Below are 22,011 nucleotides of genomic sequence, written 5' to 3' on the forward strand. Positions count from 1 at the left end.
GCTGATTGCAAAATAGGTTCGTAGGGCGAGCTATCGCCCTACGAAAGTGGTTATCCCGTGGTTTCAATGCAGCAATAAATGCAGCAATATCAGAACCCAGTTACCATAAACTCACCAAATTCTTCCTTAAGTTTTGTCGATTGACTGACTGAAGGTTTACCTCCTCCCGCCAGCGCTGAAAAGTGCCTCCTTACTTCGCTAAGTAACGGCAATCGATCCGCATCTTCTGCCTCCTTCAGTCCAATCATTTGCGCCAGACGCATAGAGCTTAGTAGCGTGTTGTTCAGTTCTTTCACATTGCTAAAAGTATGTGACATGCCTTGCTGTAACATAACCTGGATACTGCTGTTGGCTTCTTTCTCGGTCGCATTAAGTGCCTGGAAGACGAGTTTCAAATATTTACGTGTGGCTTTCAGCAATGGGCTTCGATTCATAATCTGCTCAACTTGCTCAATATTTTTGAAATTGATGGCGATATCATTGTTAAACAACCGATCATAAGCCTGCCGCACATAGCTATTTTGATCGCTAATTGCGGTAATGAATTCGTTCATGGTGCACGGTGCTTCACGCGTTTTAGGCTGATCGCTAACAAAACGCAGAAGCGAATCAGAAAGCTGTTCGGTTGCAAGTGTACGTACCACAAAAGCTTTGATTTCGTTGTCTTCAGAAATCACATCGGCATTCTTCTCTTGCTCGTTGTGACCTTCAATAGGTAAGACCAACAAGCGTGAACCACATCCCGCCTGTTTCCGTAAATAGGCAAATTCGCCAATCGTACCCGCCCCAGCGGTAGTAATACCATCAGCGTCGGCAATATAAGCCAGATGCATGGCATTAAAATCACCCGCAGCTCCCGGCCCGCAAAATAAGAATATTATTCTCTGAAAAAGGGGATCATTGGCACACATTCGTTCATTGACACAACGTGCTACTATATTTGTTTTCTTATGTGCATAAACATAAACAATATTTTGGGCATCGCCACCATGCTGCACTAAAGAACCCGCCATCACACCAGAAAAGGGACGATTAGCATCCGCTAATTTTTCTTTAATTTTTTCTGCAGGAAGCGCGTGTGACAATAATAAATCAGCAATTTTTAGCCTGGCAATATATTTGGGTGTTCCACTTAATATACCAAGACGTTCAGTAATATTACTGATACTCACCAGCGTATTACGCCCACCTAAATCAATATGCGAGATTTGCTCACCGTATCCACCTAATACTTTTGATAACAGAGCATATTTAGGCAATATGTTGAGCTGGCTATCATTAAGATTCAGTAAAATTGCATGATTTTGTTGATCCAGGCATCGTTTCCCTGGAACCCCCGCAGCCTGTGCCGCTTTCTGCAAATAGGGGTCCATATCAGTCATAACATAACAACGCTCAGCCATAATTTCACGCCCAAATGTAGCCGCCATGCTATTCATCAGATTCTTTGCTGAAATAATGGGTAAATTCTTACAATCTTCATCAGTTTGGAAAGAAACACATTGCGTAAGTTCTGTGATCGTTTTCTGGCTATCATCCTTTCTGGCGGATTGGGGCGTGACATTGCGTTGAGGAAAGCGCGTGATATGCTGGAGAATGCTGGCATCATCTGATCCCCCCGTCTCTTTATTCAGATATCCATAGATAGATTTATCTGACTCAGCTATCCAGACATTAATTTGGCGATTGATGAGTGTCTTTGCAAGATTTGCGACTAAAGGAGAGCGTGGCGTACCTTCCCAGGGACAGGGGACATGAAACATAACGATGCTATCTTCGGGGATTGATTTTTTTTCTAGCGCCATCGAAATAATATTGAGTAAACGTGCAGTATGCCCACCCCCGGTTGGTGAGTAGCTAACAATAATTAATTTAGCGGAAGGATTGCTTATATATTTTTTTACAGTTGCAGTAATCATGAGTTCCCTTCTAATACATCACTTAATATAAATCCCAACCAATATCATTGACCTAAATGATAGGTTTAACTTAATTCATTGATGGAATAAATTTAACTTTGATATCTATTCTAGGCGGCTGCAGCATTCATCTGTTAGCTACAAATGCTAAAGAGTAGTGATATCAGCCACATTTTTAATCATGATATTTTGCAACGTAAATAAACTCTTCATTATAAGAACCAGGTCGTCATAAAAATTCACCTCTTGGAAGGAAATTAAAATGTATAAAAGATATCTGGATTGTAATGCCTCAGATTTGATGGATCTTTCCCGTACCGATTTACTGTTTTCTCTCAGGGCCTGCGAAGGCCGTATTCTGGTGAGTGAAACCATTGTCACCGTCGCACCGTTACTGACCTCGGTCACCAATGCTGAACTCGCTGCCAGCCAAGGGGCAGATCTTTTATTGCTCAACCTGTTCGATATTGAAAATCCAAAAATTGCAGGAATGCCTGCCGATACCCCGCCCGAGGATGTCATCCGCAAATTGCAGCATCTAACCGGGCGGATAATTGGCGTTAATCTGGAAGCAGTAGATAAGGGTTTTTCTGCAACACACGAAGAGCTTTGGATGATGCGTCAGGGGCGTTTTGCTACCGCTGCTAATGCACGCCGGCTCCATGAAATGGGCGTCGGATTTATTGTGCTGACGGGAAACCCGGGCAACGGCATCAGCAATGAAGCGATCGCTGAAAGTTTGCAGGAAATACGTGCTGAATTAGGTGAGGATATGGTGCTGATAGCAGGGAAAATGCACTCTGCGGGGATCTTACCCTCTGGCTCTCAAAAGCTGATAACGCCAGACGATGTAGAGAAATTCATCCAAAAAGGTGCCGATATTATTTTGTTGCCCGCCCCCGGAACTGTACCAGGAATAACGCTCGAGTATGCGCAAAAGCTTATCGATCTGGCACATCAAATGGGCGCGATGACCATGACCGCAATTGGTACCTCGCAAGAAGGTGCGGACGCTGAAACGGTACGTCAAATTGCACTGATGAGTAAAATGGCCGGAACGGACTTACACCACATTGGAGATACCGGTTACACCGGGATAGCCATACCCGAAAATATTCGCACCTACAGCATCGCTATCCGCGGTGTTCGTCATACCTACACGCGTATCGCAAGGTCCGTCAATCGCTGATACAGAAAGGGCCGTTATAGACCCTATCAACGGCTCTGCTTACGCAGCAAATAAACGAAATAAGGCGCGCCGATAAAGGTCGCCAACAACCCCGCCGGAACCTGATCGGGGAACAGAATCATCCTTCCACACCAATCCGCTGCCACCATCAACATACCACCTAACAACGCCGACATGATCAGTTGCGGCATCGCACGGCGGAATCCCAGCATGCGCGCGATATGCGGTGCCATTAAGCCAACAAAACTCAGCGGGCCGACGGTCATGGTTGCTGCTGCCGTCAACGTGGCGGCTAGTAATAACAGCGCAAAGCGTGATGGTGTCAACGCCATACCAATGGCACGCGCGGTTGCCCCACCTAGCGGCAGAATCATCAACCAACGGCGGCACAGCGGCGTCAGGGCAAACAAAATCACCATCAGGATTAACGTTCTGACCGCCTGATCGCCGGTCACGTTATAGGTTGAACCAGAAATCCAGGTGAGAATGCCAGCCATGCGCGGGTCACCACTCGCCATCAGTAACATCAGCAACATGGTAAATGCGGTGCTCAGCGCCATCCCGGCCAGCAACATACGTTGCGGGGAAAAACCGCCACGGCTGGCAGTGACCATAATCACCAGTAATGTGACCGCCGCTCCCAGGCTCCCCGCAGGGAATAACCAACCGAAAGCATTGCCTGGCACGATAAACAGCATCACCACTACGCCAAATGCGGCACCTGAGCTTATCCCTAACACTTCCGGGCTGGCCATCGCATTGCCCGTCAGGCGCTGAATAACGCTACCGGCAACCGCCAACATCATACCCGCCGTCAACGCGGCTAATACTCGCGGCCAACGCCACTGCAACAAATCATGGAATAACGAACCGCTCACCCAGTTCCAGCCATGTACGTCACGCCCCAGCGTCAGCGCAGTGACAATCACCAGCGCTAACACCCCGCTGCCGATTAACGCCCACCAGCCCAAATGCTGGCGTTCAGCCGGAACGTTGTCGCCCTGATTCATCGCAGGCGTGCCGACGGTACGCAGGCGCGGCAGCAACCACAGCAGCAACGGTGCACCAATCAGCGCGGTCACGGTACCGGTCGAAATTTCACGCCACACGCTCGTCAGCCAGATAACCGACTGATCCGACAACCACAAGATCAACGCGCCGATAAGCGGAGCGAGGAACAAACGCGCCACCAGACGACGCGCGCCGAGCATCTTCGCCAGCAACGGCGCGAACAGGCCGATAAACCCAATAATCCCAACCGCATTCACCAGCAGCGCACTGATGGCGATCGCCAGCACTAGTGTGGCGAGGCGCACCATCGAAAGTGCCAGACCAAGATTTCGCGCCACACCATCGTCAAGCCCCATCAGGGTTAGCGGGCGCAACAACAGCAATGTCAGCAATAAACCACCCACCAGGCGCGGCCACAGGCCGTTGACGATGTCCCAGTCTTGCTGGTTCAGCGAACCGGTGCTCCACAGGAACATGTTCTGCAATTGGTCGTGATGGAAAATCGCTAATAGCTGATTTACCGCGCCGCAGTACAGGCTCAGCACCAGACCGGCGAGGATCAGCGTGACCGGCGATAACCGCTTGCCCCAGGCGACACCAAACACCAGCAAACCAACAACGCCTGCCCCGACTAATGCCGCGAACTGTTGGGTAACAAACCCACCCGGCAACGCCCACAACGTAGCAACGGTGACACCTAACTGTGCACCACTGGCCACGCCCAGGGTGGTCGGTTCGGCAAGTGGATTTCGCAGCACTTGCTGGAAAAGCACGCCCACTAACCCCAGCCCCGCGCCCACTAACAGCGAGATAGCAAGGCGTGGAAGCGAGCTGTAGTGGAATAACATCTGGTTGATGTTATCAATGTTGGGCTGCCACCAGGCCGCACTCCACTGGGCAGCAGGCAGTTGTGCGTTGAGGTTGTGTAGTGTTAGCGCGCAGGCAACCACAAACAGCAGCGATAACAGTATCGCCGGGAACAAGGCATAACGATGTTTCACGCGTCGCTCCCTATCGCTTTAGCCAGCGTGTTGGTGAAACTCATCGCAGAGAGTGTCGCCCCGTAAAGCCAGACTGGCGGGACTCGCTGGAAACGCTGCTGGCGCACAAAAGGCATCGCCTTCCATAATGGTGTCGCCATCACACGCTCCGTTTCAGCGTCGTTATTGTGATCAAAGCAGATAACGTCGGCGTCTTTGACTTCAGCGAGACGTTCAAGCCCCACCACCGCGCTGCCCCAGAAATTGGTTTCCCCAGACCAGGCATTTTTCACACCGAGTAAGTCCATCACTTGCTGGAACAGGCTGTTTTTGCCGATCACCAGCGCATGGCGGGAATCTAATAACGTCATCAGCAACACAGGTTTTTCACCACGTGCGGCAAAGCGCGGTTTCATCTGCTCAATAAATTGGTCGAATTTCTGCAAGTGGTCACGAGCCGCTTGCTGCATGCCCAGTTTCTCGCCCAGTTCAATCAGCGACTGGCGCGCTACGGTCAGCGGTTTTCCGGAACCGTCGTTAAAGCTAAAACCTAATCCCGGAGCGATACGCGCCATTTTTTCAGGCTGTGGGCCATAGCCTGCAGAATAGAGAATCAGTGAAGGTTTCAGCTGTGTCAGGAGTTCAAGATTGGGTTCAGTGCGCAGGCCGACTTCAATAATGCCATCCGGCAATTTCGGTTCGCCGACCCACGCCTGGTAATTTTTAATGTCCGCCATGGCGTAAGGCTTGATTCCCAGCGCCAGCATCAGTTCGACGGGCAACCACTCCAGCGCCACAATACGCTGAGGGTCAATGGTTGCCGCCTGTGCATTACCCATTTTGAGCAATAGCGGCGAGAGTGCCAGAGCAGTGAGCAACTGACGACGACTCAACAAAGGATTGATTAGTTCAGGCATCAGTAAACAAAGCTCACCGGAGCGGCACCCGCAGGATGAGGCAGAATGCCCATTGGAATTCCGTAAATCTTCTCCAGCGTTGCGCTTTGCATCAGGTCAGCCGGGCTGCCCTGGGCAATCATTTCACCACCGCGCAGTGCTACCAGGTGGTCGCAATAGCGAGCGGCCATATTGATATCATGCAGCACAGCAATCACCGTCAGACCGCGTTCCTGGCTCAGACGATGGATAAGCGCCAGCACGTCAACCTGATGGGCAATGTCCAGTGCCGACGTGGGTTCATCAAGCAGTAAACAGCGGCTGTCCTGCGCCACTAACATAGCAATCCACGCCCGTTGGCGCTCGCCACCAGAAAGACTATCCACCAGACGATGCGCAAAAGGTTTCAACCCCACCAGCGTAATTGCCTCTTCAACCAATTCACGGTCTGCCGCGCCGAAACGCCCCAGCGCGCCATGCCACGGATAACGACCAATCGCCACCAACTCACGCACCGTCATCCCTTCTGCCGCCGGAAGTTGCTGCGGTAAATACGCGACTTTGCGCGCAAATTCCTTGCTGCTCCAGCTATCTAACGGTTGATTGTTGAGCTGAACTTCCCCATCAGAAGGCTTTTGATGACGGCCAAGCATTTTCAGCAATGTCGATTTCCCCGAGCCATTGTGCCCAATCAGGCCGGTGACTTTGCCAACGGGAAAGGTTATCGAGAGAGGGTGAAGAAGCGTGCGACCGGGTACGCGAAAGGTAACGTCTGAGAGGCTAAACGTGGTATCGGGATGAAGGTGTTTGTCCTGCATGGTAGCCAACTTTGTTGATGGGCACGGCGAACCGTGCCCGAATACACTTAGAAGCGGAATGTAGCAGTCGCAACAACCTGGCGCTCAGCGCCCCAGAAGCAGCCATAAGTGGCGAAGCAGCTGGCAACGTATTCACGATCAAGCAGGTTGTTCACATTCACCGCCACGCTTGAACCATTCATACCGAAACGGCCGAGGTCATATTTAACCACTGCATCCAGAACCGCAGCACTACCCACTTTGAAGCTGTTAGCCGGGTCGCCGTAGCTGGAGCCGATGAAGCGACCACCGGTACCGATAGTCAGACCGGTCAGCGAGCCTTCATTGAAGGTATAATCCCCCCACAGTGAAGCCATGTGCTCTGGCACCTGCTCAGGCGTGTTGCCTTTGTAGTTGGTGTCAGTGGTGTATTCCGCATCGGTGTAGGTGTAAGAAGCCGTCACGTTGATGTTGGCATTCACCGCCGCTTTCGCTTCGAGTTCTACGCCGCGAGAACGAATTTCACCACCCTGAATGGAGGAGAAACCGTGGGAAGTGTCTGGGTCGGACATCAGGTTATCAGACTTAGTCAGTTGATAAATCGCACCAGTAATCACCACCGCCATATCCTTCGGCACATACTTCACGCCCGCTTCGTACTGACGGCCTTTAGACGGTTTGAAGGTGTTGCCGTAGAAATCTGCACCTGAGTTTGGCTCGAAAGATTCGCTGTAGCTGATGTACGGCGACACACCGTTATCGAACAGGTAGTTCAGACCCGCACGGCCAGTGAATTCGCTATCGTCACGCTCGGTGTAGTTATTCGCCTGGTAAGCGAGTGTTGACTGTTTCAGCCAGTCGTAACGGCCACCGACGGTCAGAACAAACTTGTTCCACTCAGCTTGATCCTGAATGTAGATGCCGGTCTGTTTCTGTTTGTTTTGCTGATACGGGTCTGCATCGCCAAAATCGTAGTTTTCGTACACTGGGTTATACAAATCCAGTGGCGGAGCGCTGCCGAAGGTGGCGTTCACATCGTTACGCATCTGCTGGAAATCAACACCAGTCAGCAAGGTATGTGCCACGTCACCGGTCGCAAAATTACTTTGCACTTGAGTATCAACAGCAAAGTTGTGCAGCTTTTCGTTATCCACAACAGTGCCGCGAGTCAGCATATAACCTGAAGAGTCTACGCCAGTGCCGTAAACGCTTTTCTGATTGGTTTTAGACTCAACATAACGCAGGTTCTGACGCACGGTGAAAGTGTCGTTGAACTCATGGTCAAAGGTATAACCGACCATTTTATGGGACAACGAGTAGGTGTTATTTGGAACACCTTCGTTGAAATCAGTCGGCAGATAAGAACCATCTGGCAACGGCTCAACGGTACCTTCTTTCGGCAACCAACCGTAATAACCCGTCTCTGGAGTGTCTTGCAGGTTCGCTAAGAACGTGAAATTAGTTTTATCGTCAGGACGCCAGGTGAATGACGGAGCAATCGCATAACGTTTCTGTTTGGAGAATTGTTGCTGGTCGTCGTTAGAACGCGCCACACCAGTCAGACGATAAGAATAAACGCCTGCATCATCCAGTGAATCACTGAAGTCGAAACCGGTTTGCCACAGATTGTCAGTGCCCATCTTGAACTGAACTTCTTTCAGCGGTTCAGTGGTTGGACGCTTGCTTACCATAGTGATAATACCGCCTGGACTGCTTTTTCCGTACAGCACGGAAGTTGGGCCACGCATTAATTCCACGCGCTCAAGCATGTACGGGTCGATGATCACTTCGTTATAGAAGTCGCCCTGAAGTTTCAGGCCATCTAAATAGTTGTTCTGGTTAACCGAACCGAAACCACGAATTTTCACCGCGTCATAAGTGTCGGATGCACCACGGGTAGAAACGGTGATACCTGGCGTGTAGCCCAACGCTTCTTTCACGGAAGCTGGCTGGTGAGTATCCATCTCTTCACGAGTCACAATCGAAATAGACTGTGGAGTCTTTTCAATTGGCGTATCAGTTTTGGTCGCGGTTGCCGTGCGTTTAGCGGCAATCGTTGGAGACGGGCCCCACGCGCTTTCGTCAGCAACACTGGCGGAAACGGTGATGGTATCTTCTTTAGCTGTTGTGTTGTCTGCTGCAAAACTTGATGCACTGACACCGCTTACAGCGGCGGCAACAAAGAATGCAAGTTTGCGAATTGAGGTATTGACTGGTTGTCCAGTTCTTAAGCGCGCCATTGTATTATCTCTGATGAAGTAACGAATGATAACGAAAACGAGAATTATTATTATGCCGCAGAATAATAGACGAAACGGAAAGTGCATGGCAAGCGGATCACACCCCCTGGGGGACCAGGGGGATAAAAAATAACCATACAAAGTGCAAGGAGTGAAAAAGGACTCACAAACACAGAAAACCAGGCAGGAATGACACATCCCGATCACGCTGTCAGCAACGTGACAGAATGGCTAATGCGAGTGGTTCAGGAAATCGCGCTTCTGTCTATCAATGAATAATGCTGTTTATTTTTTGAAGCGAGTGTTTTCCCAGCAGCGGTTTGCTCAAAAATAATAAATTTACCCACGCGAATACTCTCGCGAGAACATTCATCGTAAAAAGGGTCAAACGTACCTTCGACACATTTCCCCATAAGCCCACGATTGGACCATTTATTCATTTTCATTTTCCATTCGAGGGAGTAATGCGCTATTGGGCAAACGATTTTCGCCCATGGATCACATATTAATGTGTTCTCAATTAATTTCCGACTGCCGCGACGAGGTAGTGTGCCGACTAATACCAGACAGTGATCCACGGGATGTTGAAGGAAAATTTGTAATATAAGGATTGGGCACCCGACCTTCCGTTCAAGCTTGCTAATACGATCGGTGAGATAGCAAAAAGCGATTCGGGCATTTTCCCCACAATTGCCTGCGTTCTGCACTCCATTGCGGTAATCATTTTCAACTTTTTGGTACAGTTGCCTGGAAGATAGCTTGAGTTTGCGCTGTGCAGAAACCGCCGCGCTGCGCATCTTGTCCCCGCCAAGGGTATGCAGCCGATATTTTTGCGGATTCGTCAACATCCACTTTTCAATCATATTTTTATCTGGATAAAACTTATTAGATGATTTTAGAGATAACCTGGAACGGGTAAAAAGCATGGCTTCGGTGAGATGTGGTAATACTATTTTTTGAAATGTTTTGCTGTCCATCTGACTTTCCTGTCTTGTACTGTGAAATTTTAAGCATTCAACAAAACATTAGAGCATTCTTCACAAGAGGCAGACAGGAAATAAATAATTAAGAAAAATATATGCCACCCGTTAGATTATTATTCTAAAAGGTGGCACACAAGGACGTTCAGCAATTAATTCCCGCCGAACATATCCTTAATCCAACCGGCAACACCATCACTGGATTCAGGCTGCTGCTGAGGTTGTTGCTGCTGTTGCTGTTGAGGCTGCTGCTGCTGCGACTGATTAAATGGATTATTGGTCTGCTCGGCCTGCTGGCTTTGCTGGCACAATCCATCCGGATTGGTCGTCCAGACAGGAAGGACGCGATCCCCACCGCCACCACACTGGAAGTAACCCGCGCTATCAACACCCATATCAACAATGTCTTCCGGTGGGTTCAGCACCAGCGGAATTGGCGTCTGGTTAGCCAGATAACGTTGATACAGCGACATCGCCCCGCTCGCACCATATAGTTTGGTTGGCTGGTTGTTGTCACGTCCTACCCAGGTAATCGCCACTTCTTTGCCATCAATACCGGCAAACCAGGTATCCACATTATCGTTGGTGGTACCCGTTTTCCCTGCCAGATGCAGGTTCGGATACTTGCCACCCAACGCACGCCCGGTACCACGAGCCATAACCTGCTGCATGGTAAACAGCGTCATGTAGGCTGCCTGCGGAGGAACTGCCTGTTCCGCCTGCGGGAAGCTTTGATATAGCACGGTGCCGTCTTCAGCAATCACCGAACGCAATGCAGAAAGCGTTGCACGGTTACCGCCGCTGGCGATGGTCTGGAATGCCTGCGCCACTTCGATTGGCGTCAGGTTCAGCGCGCCCAGCAACATAGCCGGAACCGGATGCAATTGGTTCTGCGGCACGCCGAGTTTGACCCAGGTGTCGGTTACGGCTGGCAAGCCCAACGCCATCCCCAGATTTACGGTTGGCACGTTCATCGAACGCGTCAGCGCATCCACTAACATGACCTTACCGCTCTCACTGTAGCGACGGTCATCGTTTTGCGGCGACCACACTTGTCCGTTTGGCTGTTTCAGCGCGATTGGCGCATCGGTAATCCAGGTATTCAGGCGGTACGAATCCGGCTGGCTTAACGCCGTCAGATAAGTCGCTGGTTTTGCCAGAGAACCGATGGAACGACGAGCCTGCATCGCACGGTTAAAGCCGGCAAATTGCGTTTCTGCCCCGCCGACCATGGCACGAACTTCGCCGGTCGAACGGTCAACAATCACCATAGCCGCTTCGAGATCTTTGAGCTTACGAGAGGCACGCAGTACCGGAACCCCTTCGCTTACCGCTTTCTCTGCCGCATCCTGGGAAACGGAATCAAACGTGGTGAAGATCTTCACCCCAGACAGGTCTTTAACTTTGTCACCAAGCTTAGTCTGAAGCTCGTTACGCACCATCTGCATAAAAGCAGGCTGTGGCGAAATCACGCCACCGCGCGGTTGCACACCCAGAGGACGGGCGCTCAGCATGTCGTAAAGTTCCTGGTCGATCACCTTCTGCTCTTGCAGCAAGCGCAATACCAGGTTGCGACGTTCCAGCGCCAGTTTCGGGTTACGCCACGGGTTGTAAATCGACGCCCCTTTCACCATGCCCACCAGCAACGCTTGCTGGTCAAGGCTCAGCTCTTCAACCGGACGACCAAAGTAGTACAGGCTCGCCAGCGGGAAACCGCGAATTTCGTTATCGCCGCTCTGGCCGAGATACACCTCGTTCAGATACAGCTCAAGGATGCGATCTTTGCCGTAACGGGCGTCCATGATCAGCGCCATGTACGCTTCGTTCGCTTTACGCCAGTAAGAGCGCTCGCTCGACAGGAACAGGTTTTTCACCAACTGTTGCGTCAGCGTACTTGCGCCCTGCACGGTGCGACCCGCGGTTAAGTTCGCCAGCATCGCACGACCGATGGAGTACAAACTGATGCCATCGTGTTCATAGAAATGGCGGTCTTCGGTAGCAATCAGCGTATCAACCAACAAATCCGGGAAGCCGGTGCGTGGGACGAAAAGACGCTGCTCACCGTTCGGTGAAGACAACATGGTGATCAAACGTGGATCCAGACGGAAGAAACCGAAGCTGCGGTTACTATCCATGTTCTGAATCGATTCCAAATGATCATTATCAAACACCAGACGTGCGCGGATCTGCCCTTCTTTACTGTCAGGGAAATCAAACGGACGGCGGATCATTTCGATGCTGTTGCCCTGCACTGTAAACTCACCAGGACGCGTCATCTTCGTCACCTGACGGTACTGCGTGGCTTCCAGCAGGTTGACCATCTCTTTTTTGCTGTACGGCATGTCTGGCTCAAGGTTCACCATACGGCCATACACTGCTGCCGGCAGTTGCCAGACCTTGCCATCAATACGGGCACGGATCTTCTGGTCAAGATAGACGCCGTAGATCACGAACAGCACGACAAAGACAACAAACAGTTTGACTAAGAACCACAACCAGCGGCGCTTTTTACGTGGCGGACGGCCATTGCCGCTGCCTTTTCCTTTGCGTGGCGGCATCGGCTCCTCGTCGTCATAATCATCATCGTAATCCGCGTCGTATTCCTCTTCACGGACTCGACGGCGGCTTACTTTCTCTTTTACAGGACGTGAAGGTTTACCTTTACGTCCAATCGGTTCGCGGTCATTCCCCGCCATTGCTTTCTCCACCAAAAATAAGGCGCATCGCCTGATTCTCCTTTCTTCCGCTCTGGTCGGAAGAGGAAATCTCTCAAAGTTATTGGTACTTTTTAGTGCGCCGCGTGGGCTGCGCGTCTGCTGGCGAATCCGGCCAGACGTGTTTTGGATAACGTCCTTTCATCTCTTTTTGCACTTCCCGGTAGGCTCCGTTCCAGAAAGCGGTTAAATCACGCGTTATCTGTAGTGGCCGCTGTGCCGGGGAGAGCAGTTCCAGAACCAGTGGCACTCGGCCTTCAGCAATTACTGGCGTTCGCGCTTCGCCAAACATTTCCTGCATACGAACAGCAAGAACTGGCGGGTTTTCATCATCATAGCGAATGGCTATCTGGCTGCCAGTCGGCACAGTGTAATGAGTTGGCAACGCACTATCCAGACGTGCACGCGCGTTCCAGTCGAGCAAATTGTGTAACGCACGTGTGACATCAATGTTTTTTAATGCCCGCAGCGAGTGTACACCATGCAGTTCAGGTAATAACCAGCTGTCTAAATCACGCAGCAAAGCATCGTCCGAAACATCAGGCCAGGCAAGTTCCGGCAACCATTTTGCCGCACATGCCAGGCGCAAACGAAACTGTTGCGCATGCGCTGACCAGTTCAATACCGACAGCCCTTTTTCGCGAATGCCATTGAGCATCGCTTGATGCAATTCGTCTTCGGAAGGTTTCGCCAGCGGCTGAACTTTCAGAATTAGCTTGCCAATCTGGCTGCGGCGAAACGCTTTTAAAGTGCCTTGCGTTTCGTCCCATTCCACGGAGTCGCTTTGCGTCAGCAACATCGGGCATTGCGCCGTCAGTGCGTCAATATCCAGCGGAATAGCCTGCAAGATTCGCGCATCAGGCGTGTTACTTCCCTGCAATAACAACGGTGCTAACAGCCATTCATAACGCGTTAAAGGATCGTCCTGATTAAGCATCGCCCCCATACCGTTGGCTAACTGGTAGCGACCATCCTGACCACGACGGCGAGCAATACGGTCGGGAAAAGCTTGCGCCAGTAACGGGGCGGCAAGAGCGAAATCCACTTCTCCACCACGGCTATTAAGCCGTTTGAGCAACTGAGCGCTGCGTTGTTGCCAGTTATCCTGGCGGCGGCTAAACGCGTTTCGTAAATCACTGTCCTGGCCACGTGGCGGCTCTTCCAGAATCGCGACAATACGTGCCGCCGTAGCTTGTTCATCAGGCGTTTTGGCGTTGACCAACACCGCAGCGAGGCGTGGATCGTTACCGAGATTCGCCATTTTTTGGCCAATGGGCGTGAGCCGGTGTTGTTCATCCAGCGCATTAAGCTGGCGTAGCAATGTACGCGCAGCGGCAAGATTGACAGCAGGCGGCGTATCAAGCCAGGTCAGTTGCTGAGGGTCCTGACATCCCCATTGCAGCAAATCGAGTAACAAACCGGAGAGATCGCTTTGCAGGATTTCCGGCTCGCTTTGTGCAGCTGCGCGTTCTGCCTGTTCAGCGCTGGTCAGATGCAGGCAGATCCCCGCCTCCAGACGCCCCGCTCGCCCGGCGCGTTGGATCATCGACGCCTGGCTAATGCGCTGTGTGATAAGCCGCGTTAAGCCAGTGCGCACATCAAAGCGCGCCACCCGTTCTTGCGCGGTATCCACCACCAGGCGAATGCCTTCGATGGTGAGACTGGTTTCGGCAATGTTGGTCGCCAGCACCACTTTGCGCATGCCGTTTGCCGCCGGTAAAATCGCTTTACGCTGTTCGCTCAACGGTAATGCGCCGTATAACGGGCAAAGCTGAACGTCGCTCGCCACGCGCTCTTGCAGTTGCTGCCCAACTCGCTGGATTTCCCCCACGCCCGGTAAAAACAGCAGCAGCGATCCAGATTCTTCACGCAGCAAATTCGCCACGGCAATCGCCACCGCTTCATCAACACGAAGGTTTGTGGAAAGCGGGCTGTAACGGCGTTCCACAGGAAATGCGCGCCCTTGAGAACTGATAACCGGCGCGTCAGGCAAACACTGCTGGAGGCGCGAATTATCCAGCGTTGCCGACATAATCAGCAGTTTGAGATCGTCGCGTAGCCCTTGCTGCACATCAAGTAATAATGCCAGCGCCAGGTCGGCTTGCAGGCTGCGTTCGTGAAATTCATCGAGGATCACCAGCGTCACGCCTTCCAGCTCAGGATCGTGCTGGATCATGCGTGTCAGAATGCCCTCGGTGACCACTTCGAGTTGGGTATTTGGCCCGACGCAGGTTTCGGCACGCATTCGGTAACCGACGGTTTCACCCGGTTTTTCGCCTAATAATTCTGCAAGGCGCTGTGCGACGTTCCGTGCCGCCAGGCGGCGTGGCTCCAGCAACAGAATTCGACCGCCTAAATTGGCCTGCTGTAAAATCTGCAACGGCAGCCACGTCGATTTACCGGCACCTGTCGGCGCACTCAGTAAAACCTGCGGCGCGTTTTTCAATGCGCTAAGAATATCGGGCAGCACGGCAGCAACCGGTAATGACGACACAAACGGCTCCAAAAGGGTATGATGCAAAGTTCGCTAGTGTAGCATCACATGAATCTATACCCGAGAATCCACCATTACCGAGAGACCCACAATGGCTGAAACTCGCCGTCTGTTCTTTGCCCTCGAATTACCTGCAGAGGTACAAAAACAGATTATCCAGTGGCGCGCCACGCAGTTTCCTGAAGATGCTGGTCGCCCGGTTGCTGCGGCAAACCTGCACCTGACGCTGGCCTTTTTGGGTGATATCAGCGCTGAAAAGCAAAAAGCACTCAGCCAGTTAGCCGGACGTATTCGCCAGCGCGGTTTTACCCTGACCATTGATGATGCCGGGCAGTGGCTGCGCTCGAATGTGGTGTGGATTGGCCCGCGCCATGCGCCTTTGGGGCTGATTCAACTGGCAAATATGTTACGCTCCCAGGCAGCGCGCAGCGGCTGTTACCAAAGCCCGCAGCCGTTTCATCCACATATCACGATTTATCGTAACACTTCGCGTGCAGTCTCTATTCCGCCCCCTAATTTCCGCTGGCAATATCCGGTTGAAGAATTTGTGTTGTATGAGTCTGTTTTTAAACAAGGGCGAACGCGTTACCTGGAATTACAACGCTGGACATTAAGTAATAAGGAAGAGTGAATGGAATTTTCTCCGCCGTTGCAGCAGGCCACGTTAATCAAACGCTACAAACGTTTTCTGGCTGATGTCATCACACCTTCCGGTGAAGAGCTAACGCTTCATTGCCCAAATACCGGCGCAATGACCGGTTGTGCCACACCTGGCGACACCGTCTGGTATTCCACTTCGGATAACCCGACGCGCAAATACCCTCACACATGGGAAATGACGCAGACACAGAACGGGGAGTTTATTTGCGTAAATACCCTGCGGGCGAATGCCGTGGCTAAAGAAGCGTTAGAAAAAGAAATTATTTCGGAATTAACCGGTTACAGCACAATTAAAAGCGAAGTAAAGTACGGCGCCGAACGCAGCCGTATTGATTTTATGTTGCAGGCAGGTTGCAAAGTTAACTGCTATATTGAAGTGAAATCAGTCACGTTATCACAACAAGGTTGTGGCTATTTCCCGGATGCAGTAAGCCTGCGTGGCCAGAAGCATTTACGGGAATTGATGAACGTGGTTTTGCAGGGCGAACGCGCGGTGCTGCTGTTTACAGTGTTGCATTCGGCTATTACTCAAGTCTCCCCGGCACGCCACATCGATGCAAAATACGCGCAATTGTTATCCGAGGCGCAACAGTGTGGAGTAGAAATTATTGCCTGGAAGGCCGAACTTTCGGACAAAGGCCTGACTCTAACCTCGCCGTTGCCTGTCCTTCTATAATTTTTACTTAATAAAAGAGCAGTTAACGTTTGTCTGTTTTGTATGCTGGTGGCTCGCGTAAATACGCTTTTCTTCACAGGCTTGTCAAGAGAGGAATTTATATAATTGCCATCCTGAAAAGCATCTGCTATTTATAGCGGCCTGATTTTCCCCCTACCAGGGGACCGATAGTGCGTGTTAAGGAGAAACAACATGCAAGAAGGGCAAAAGCGTAAAACATCGTCCCTGAGTATCCTCGCCATCGCTGGGGTGGAGCCATATCAGGAGAAAGCGGGCGAAGAATATATGAACGAAGCCCAGCTGTCGCACTTCAAGCTAATTCTTGAAGCCTGGCGTAGCCAACTTATGGATGAAGTTGATCGCACGGTGACGCATATGCAGGATGAAGCAGCAAACTTCCCGGACCCGGTAGACCGTGCAGCCCAGGAAGAAGAATTCAGCCTCGAACTGCGTAACCGTGACAGGGAACGTAAACTGATCAAGAAAATCGAGAAGACCCTTAAGAAAGTAGAAGACGAAGATTTCGGCTACTGCGAATCTTGTGGCGTTGAAATCGGCATCCGCCGTCTCGAAGCTCGCCCGACAGCTGATTTGTGCATTGACTGTAAAACGTTGGCAGAAATTCGCGAAAAACAAATGGCTGGCTAACAGCCCGCAATTTCAGCACGTACCCAAAATAATTCGCGTTGCAGGAAGGCGACCAGACCGTAAGTCCCCAGGAGCATAGATAGCTATGTGACCGGGGCGAACGGGTGCAGCCAACGCACCTGCAACTTGAAGTATGACGGGTATACTTTCAAAGGCGGGAGACTCTCCCGCCTTATTCATTTCTGACCTGTCACAAAACTGATGACCACATCTCGCTACATTGGCCGCTTTGCCCCTTCGCCTTCAGGTGAACTCCACTTTGGTTCGCTGATTGCCGCACTAGGCAGCTACCTACAAGCACGCGCGCAACGCGGCCTTTGGCTGGTGCGTATTGAAGATATCGACCCGCCTCGTGAAGTTCCTGGCGCTGCCACAACGATATTGCAACAATTAGAACATTACGGTTTGCACTGGGATGGTGAGGTTTTGTGGCAATCCCAACGGCACGAAGCCTATCGTGAAGCACTCTCTTTCTTGCAACAACAAGGTTTGAGTTATTACTGCACTTGCACCCGCAGCCGTATTCAGCAAATTGGCGGTTACTACGATGGCCATTGCCGCACCCTGAATCATGGGCCAGAAAATGCGGCACTACGATTTGTACAGCATCATCCGGTATTAAGCTTTGAAGATAAGCTACGCGGGAAGCTAATTGCCGATGAAAATCTGGCGCGCGAAGATTTTATCATTCACCGCCGCGATGGGTTATTTGCCTATAATCTTGCTGTAGTAGTGGACGATAATTATCAGGGCGTAAGCGAAATTGTCCGCGGTGCAGATTTAATTGAGCCTACGGTGCGACAAATTTCTCTGTATCAACAGTTTGGCTGGACAGTACCTGATTACGTTCATTTACCGCTGGTACTCAACGAAAATGGCGCCAAGTTATCGAAGCAAAATCACGCGCCAGCCCTGGCTCAGGGCGATCCGCGTCCGGTTATTCATGCCGCGCTGACGTTTTTGAACCAACCAATAATTGCTGGCTGGCAAGATTTGAAGCTGAGCGAATTACTCCGTCTGGCGGTGCAAAATTGGTCGCTGCCGGCTGTTGTGCCAGGCTCTTCGTGAATACATCATTCTCAAATGCCGCACACTGAGCTATGATTAGCCGCTGTTTTTTTTGTCCCTATGATTGACACTGCCGAGGTGTACTATTTTTACCCGAGTCGCTAATTTTTGCCGCAAGGTGCTTAACCGCGATGACGTCGTGGTCGAGGAGAATGAAGATCTCCCGCAAATCACGGTGATTCCGCGTGACCAGCACGCTCTGTCCCGCAAAGATATCAGTGAAAATGCCCTCAAGGTACTCTATCGTCTGAACAAAGCAGGCTACGAGGCTTACCTCGTGGGTGGCGGTGTCCGTGACCTGTTGCTCGGCAAACAGCCGAAAGACTTTGATGTCACTACCAGCGCCACACCGGATCAAGTGCGTAAACTGTTCCGCAATTGCCGCCTGGTTGGCCGTCGCTTCCGCTTGGCTCATGTGATGTTTGGGCCGGAAATCATCGAAGTTGCCACTTTCCGTGGTCACCACGAAGAGCAAAAGTCTGATAAACAGACTTCCCAGACTGGCCAGAACGGCATGCTGTTGCGCGATAACATCTTTGGTTCAATCGAAGAAGATGCTCAGCGCCGTGATTTCACCATCAACAGCCTCTATTACAGCGTGGCTGATTTCTCAGTTCGCGATTATGTTGGTGGCCTGCGTGATTTACGCAATGGCGTTATCCGTTTAATCGGCGATCCTGAAACGCGCTATCGCGAAGACCCGGTGCGCATGCTGCGTGCGGTGCGCTTTGCTGCCAAACTGAATATGACGATTAGCCCGGAAACTGGCGAGCCTATTCCGCGTTTAGCCACCTTGATTAATGATGTCCCTCCAGCCCGTTTGTTTGAAGAATCGCTGAAACTTCTGCAAGCCGGCCATGGATATGACACTTACGAATTGCTGCGTGAATATCAGCTGTTCCAGCCGTTATTCCCGACCATCACTCGCTACTTCACCGAACAAGGTGACAGCCCGATGGAGCGCATGATCACTCAGGTGCTGAAGAATACCGATAACCGCATTCATAACGATATGCGCGTTAATCCGGCCTTCTTGTTCTCCGCCATTTTCTGGTATCCGCAACTGGAGATGGCTCAAAAGCTGACTCAGGAAAGCGGCCTTGCCTATATGGACGCCTTCGCATTAGCAATGAACGAAGTGCTTGATGAAGCCTGCCGTGCGCTGGCGATTCCAAAACGCATTACCACGCTGGTTCGTGATATCTGGGGCTTGCAGCTTCGTCTGTCACGCCGCCAGGGCAAACGCGCATGGAAGCTGATGGAGCATCCTAAGTTCCGCGCGGCGTATGATTTGTTGGCACTGCGTGCTGAAGTGGAAAACAACCAGGAATTACAACGCCTGACCAAATGGTGGGGTGAATTCCAGGTGGCTGCTCCACCGGCGCAAAAAGATATGCTTGATGTGTTAGGTGATGAACCTGCGGTACGCCGCCGTCATCGTCGCCCGCGCAAGCGTGCACCACGCAGCGGTGGAAGTGCATGACGCTTGCGTATATCGCGCTAGGCAGCAACCAGGCGTCGCCGCTTGAGCAAGTGACTCATGCGCTCGACGCCATTGCAGCCATCCCGCAAAGCCGGGTGGTTGCCATCTCCTCTTTCTATCGCACCCCGCCGCTCGGCCCGCAAGACCAACCCGATTACCTGAATGCTGCTGTCGCACTGGAAACTGAACTGTCTCCCGAAACATTACTGGCCCATACTCAACGTATAGAGCTGGAACACGGACGAGTGCGCAAAGCTGAACGCTGGGGGCCACGCACGCTTGATCTCGACATGATGCTGTTCGGTAATCTGACTATTGCCACATCAACGCTGACAGTGCCGCATTACGATATGAAAAACCGCGCTTTTATGTTGGTTCCATTGCTGGAAATTGCGCCTGACTGTGCGTTCCCCGAAGGCCTGCCAGTCGCGAAAGTTTTAGAAAACCTCTCCCAGGATGGGATTACTTTTTGGTAACCACGGACGCGTTCATTTAATCAATATCATTCCTCACCGGGACTGCCATGAAACCAATCACTATGTCTCAGTTGCGCCAATGGAAACAGGCTCAACGCAAGTTCGCCACCATCACCGCTTACGATTTCAGCTTTGCCAAACTGTTTGCCGAAGAAGGCATTGGCGTGATGCTGGTTGGCGATTCATTAGGGATGACCGTTCAAGGCCACGACTCCACGCTGCCAGTCACCGTAGAAGATATTGCCTACCACACTCGTGCAGTACGCCGTGGCGCGCCGAATTGCCTGTTGCTGGCAGACCTGCCGTTTATGGCTTATGCCACCCCGGAACAAGCTTTTGCTAACTCCGCTGAAGTGATGCGCGCTGGTGCCAACATGGTCAAAATCGAAGGCGGTCGCTGGCTGGTCGAAACCGTCAAAATGCTGACCGAACGTGCCGTGCCGGTCTGCGGGCATTTGGGCCTGACGCCGCAATCCGTGAACATCTTTGGTGGTTATAAAATCCAGGGCCGTGATGAAGCTGCCGCACAAACGTTGTTTGACGATGCCTTGGCGCTCGAAGCCGCAGGCGCTCAATTGTTAGTACTGGAATGCGTACCGGTTGTGCTGGCAAAACGCATTACCGACGCGCTGACGATCCCGGTTATTGGTATTGGCGCGGGCAATGTCACTGACGGGCAAATTCTGGTGATGCACGATGCCTTCGGTATTACCGGCGGTCACATTCCAAAATTCGCTAAAAACTTCCTCACCGGAACCGGCGACATGCGTGCTGCGGTGCGTCTGTACATCAACGAAGTTGAGTCCGGCACCTATCCAGGTGAAGAACATAGTTTCCACTGACAGGAGAAGGGTTGTGTTGATTATCGAAACGATACCGCTGTTACGTCAGCAGATTCGCCGTTGGCGCCAGGAAGGTAAACGCATCGCATTGGTTCCGACCATGGGCAACCTGCATGACGGGCATATGAAGCTGGTCGACGATGCGAAAAGCCGCGCCGATGTCGTTATCACCACCATTTTTGTGAATCCGATGCAGTTTGACCGCCCGGATGACTTAACGCGCTATCCACGTACGTTGCAGGAAGATTGCGAGAAGCTAAACCGCCGCAAAGTGGATTTGGTATTTGCGCCGGCACCTGGCGATATTTTCCCGAAAGGCCTGGATTCCCAGACCTTCGTCGAAGTGCCTGGGCTGTCAAGCATGCTTGAAGGTGCCAGCCGTCCAGGGCATTTCCGTGGTGTTTCTACCATCGTCAGCAAGCTGTTTAACATGGTGCAACCTGACATCGCCTGCTTTGGTGAGAAAGACTTCCAGCAGCTGGCGTTAATTCGCAAGATGGTGGCGGACATGGGTTACGACATCGAGATAGTTGGCGTGCCAACGGTGCGTGCGAAAGATGGCCTGGCGCTGAGTTCACGCAATGGTTATCTGAGTGCAGAACAACGCAAAATCGCACCGGGTCTGCATAAAGTGATGCAGTCTCTGGCCGATAAGCTGCGTGCTGGCGAGCGTGATACTGAAGAAATGTTAGCGATTGCCGCGACCGAGCTGAATGAAAAAGGTTTCCGTTCAGACGACCTGCAAATCCGCGATGCGGATAGCTTGCTGGAGCTGGATGCTGAGAGCAAACGTGCTGTCGTGTTAATGGCTGCATGGCTTGGCCAGGCGCGTTTAATCGATAATGTTCAGGTCGAGCTCACACAGTAGACAGCCTGGCAAAATCGGGCAATACTGCCCAACTCAATTCCGGCGGCAAGCTCTGAGTTTGCCGCTTAAG

Annotated in this window: 16 protein-coding genes and 1 pseudogene; 9 read left to right on the plus strand and 8 right to left on the minus strand. The window is 51.6% G+C overall.

The window, feature by feature from the left end; genetic code table 11:
- Positions 1–89 precede the first annotated feature (89 nt).
- Positions 90–1,919, minus strand: a complete 1,830-nt coding sequence (locus MNO13_RS19865; RefSeq protein WP_241939165.1) for a glycosyltransferase family 28 protein — start codon at positions 1,917–1,919, stop codon at positions 90–92.
- Positions 1,920–2,181: 262 nt separating this feature from the next.
- Between MNO13_RS19865 and MNO13_RS19870 the strand changes: the two genes are divergently transcribed.
- Positions 2,182–3,108: a DUF7916 family protein gene (locus MNO13_RS19870; protein ID WP_064539808.1), complete on the plus strand. Its 927-nt coding sequence runs from the start codon at positions 2,182–2,184 to the stop codon at positions 3,106–3,108.
- A 26-nt stretch (positions 3,109–3,134) separates the two neighbouring features.
- Here the strand turns inward: MNO13_RS19870 and fhuB are convergent, their stop codons facing one another.
- The 7 genes from fhuB to hrpB form a co-directional block, all read right to left on the minus strand.
- Positions 3,135–5,120, minus strand: a complete 1,986-nt coding sequence (fhuB, locus tag MNO13_RS19875) for a Fe(3+)-hydroxamate ABC transporter permease FhuB (RefSeq protein WP_133523117.1) — start codon at positions 5,118–5,120, stop codon at positions 3,135–3,137.
- Positions 5,117–6,016, minus strand: a complete 900-nt coding sequence (gene fhuD / locus MNO13_RS19880; RefSeq protein ID WP_241939166.1) for a Fe(3+)-hydroxamate ABC transporter substrate-binding protein FhuD — start codon at positions 6,014–6,016, stop codon at positions 5,117–5,119. Before fhuD ends, fhuB begins: the two co-directional genes overlap by 4 nt.
- A complete protein-coding gene (gene fhuC, locus MNO13_RS19885) occupies positions 6,016–6,813 on the minus strand; it encodes a Fe3+-hydroxamate ABC transporter ATP-binding protein FhuC (protein WP_121814284.1) in 798 nt (265 codons plus the stop codon). The genes fhuD and fhuC overlap by 1 nt, the downstream gene beginning before the upstream one ends.
- A gap of 47 nt (positions 6,814–6,860) precedes the next feature.
- The gene (fhuA, locus tag MNO13_RS19890) at positions 6,861–9,032 is read right to left on the minus strand and encodes a ferrichrome porin FhuA (RefSeq protein WP_064539817.1); all 2,172 of its coding nucleotides are present in this window, start codon (positions 9,030–9,032) and stop codon (positions 6,861–6,863) included.
- Between the two features lie 245 nt (positions 9,033–9,277).
- Positions 9,278–10,009, minus strand: coding sequence for a hypothetical protein (locus MNO13_RS19895; protein ID WP_064539819.1), 732 nt, complete (start codon positions 10,007–10,009; stop codon positions 9,278–9,280).
- Between the two features lie 155 nt (positions 10,010–10,164).
- The gene (mrcB, locus tag MNO13_RS19900) at positions 10,165–12,708 is read right to left on the minus strand and encodes a bifunctional glycosyl transferase/transpeptidase (protein WP_241939167.1); all 2,544 of its coding nucleotides are present in this window, start codon (positions 12,706–12,708) and stop codon (positions 10,165–10,167) included.
- A 79-nt stretch (positions 12,709–12,787) separates the two neighbouring features.
- On the minus strand, positions 12,788–15,220 hold the full coding sequence (hrpB, locus tag MNO13_RS19905; protein ID WP_064539824.1) for an ATP-dependent helicase HrpB: 2,433 nt from the start codon (positions 15,218–15,220) through the stop codon (positions 12,788–12,790).
- A 91-nt stretch (positions 15,221–15,311) separates the two neighbouring features.
- Between hrpB and thpR the strand changes: the two genes are divergently transcribed.
- From thpR to panC, 8 genes and pseudogenes are all read left to right on the plus strand, one after another.
- On the plus strand, positions 15,312–15,851 hold the full coding sequence (gene thpR / locus MNO13_RS19910; RefSeq protein WP_064539826.1) for an RNA 2',3'-cyclic phosphodiesterase: 540 nt from the start codon (positions 15,312–15,314) through the stop codon (positions 15,849–15,851).
- Complete coding sequence (gene sfsA / locus MNO13_RS19915; protein WP_064539827.1) at positions 15,852–16,556, plus strand: DNA/RNA nuclease SfsA; 705 nt, start codon at positions 15,852–15,854, stop codon at positions 16,554–16,556.
- Positions 16,557–16,748: 192 nt separating this feature from the next.
- On the plus strand, positions 16,749–17,204 hold the full coding sequence (gene dksA / locus MNO13_RS19920; RefSeq protein ID WP_034493443.1) for an RNA polymerase-binding protein DksA: 456 nt from the start codon (positions 16,749–16,751) through the stop codon (positions 17,202–17,204).
- Positions 17,205–17,405: 201 nt separating this feature from the next.
- Positions 17,406–18,301: pseudogene (gene gluQRS, locus MNO13_RS19925) on the plus strand (tRNA glutamyl-Q(34) synthetase GluQRS).
- 56 nt (positions 18,302–18,357) lie between these two features.
- Complete coding sequence (gene pcnB / locus MNO13_RS19930; protein ID WP_208111337.1) at positions 18,358–19,755, plus strand: polynucleotide adenylyltransferase PcnB; 1,398 nt, start codon at positions 18,358–18,360, stop codon at positions 19,753–19,755.
- Positions 19,752–20,231, plus strand: coding sequence for a 2-amino-4-hydroxy-6-hydroxymethyldihydropteridine diphosphokinase (gene folK, locus MNO13_RS19935; RefSeq protein ID WP_064539834.1), 480 nt, complete (start codon positions 19,752–19,754; stop codon positions 20,229–20,231). The genes pcnB and folK overlap by 4 nt, the downstream gene beginning before the upstream one ends.
- Positions 20,232–20,278: 47 nt before the next feature.
- A complete protein-coding gene (panB, locus tag MNO13_RS19940) occupies positions 20,279–21,073 on the plus strand; it encodes a 3-methyl-2-oxobutanoate hydroxymethyltransferase (RefSeq protein ID WP_241939168.1) in 795 nt (264 codons plus the stop codon).
- 13 nt (positions 21,074–21,086) lie between these two features.
- The gene (gene panC, locus MNO13_RS19945; RefSeq protein WP_133523122.1) at positions 21,087–21,941 is read left to right on the plus strand and encodes a pantoate--beta-alanine ligase; all 855 of its coding nucleotides are present in this window, start codon (positions 21,087–21,089) and stop codon (positions 21,939–21,941) included.
- Positions 21,942–22,011: the final 70 nt, after the last annotated feature.

The sequence above is a fragment of the Buttiauxella ferragutiae genome, from assembly GCF_022637515.1.
Taxonomy (GTDB): Bacteria; Pseudomonadota; Gammaproteobacteria; order Enterobacterales; family Enterobacteriaceae; genus Buttiauxella; species Buttiauxella ferragutiae.

Excerpts from the sequence above, each read along its gene's own strand:
- MNO13_RS19870 (WP_064539808.1), top strand. The coding sequence starts at position 2,182 with ATGTATAAAAGATATCTGGATTGTAATGCCTCAGATTTGATGGATCTT.
- dksA (WP_034493443.1), top strand. The coding sequence starts at position 16,749 with ATGCAAGAAGGGCAAAAGCGTAAAACATCGTCCCTGAGTATCCTCGCC.
- thpR (WP_064539826.1), top strand. The coding sequence starts at position 15,312 with ATGGCTGAAACTCGCCGTCTGTTCTTTGCCCTCGAATTACCTGCAGAG.
- fhuA (WP_064539817.1), bottom strand. The coding sequence starts at position 9,032 with ATGGCGCGCTTAAGAACTGGACAACCAGTCAATACCTCAATTCGCAAA.
- MNO13_RS19865 (WP_241939165.1), bottom strand. The coding sequence starts at position 1,919 with ATGATTACTGCAACTGTAAAAAAATATATAAGCAATCCTTCCGCTAAA.
- mrcB (WP_241939167.1), bottom strand. The coding sequence starts at position 12,708 with ATGGCGGGGAATGACCGCGAACCGATTGGACGTAAAGGTAAACCTTCA.
- fhuD (WP_241939166.1), bottom strand. The coding sequence starts at position 6,016 with ATGCCTGAACTAATCAATCCTTTGTTGAGTCGTCGTCAGTTGCTCACT.
- fhuC (WP_121814284.1), bottom strand. The coding sequence starts at position 6,813 with ATGCAGGACAAACACCTTCATCCCGATACCACGTTTAGCCTCTCAGAC.
- sfsA (WP_064539827.1), top strand. The coding sequence starts at position 15,852 with ATGGAATTTTCTCCGCCGTTGCAGCAGGCCACGTTAATCAAACGCTAC.
- folK (WP_064539834.1), top strand. The coding sequence starts at position 19,752 with ATGACGCTTGCGTATATCGCGCTAGGCAGCAACCAGGCGTCGCCGCTT.
- MNO13_RS19895 (WP_064539819.1), bottom strand. The coding sequence starts at position 10,009 with ATGGACAGCAAAACATTTCAAAAAATAGTATTACCACATCTCACCGAA.
- panB (WP_241939168.1), top strand. The coding sequence starts at position 20,279 with ATGAAACCAATCACTATGTCTCAGTTGCGCCAATGGAAACAGGCTCAA.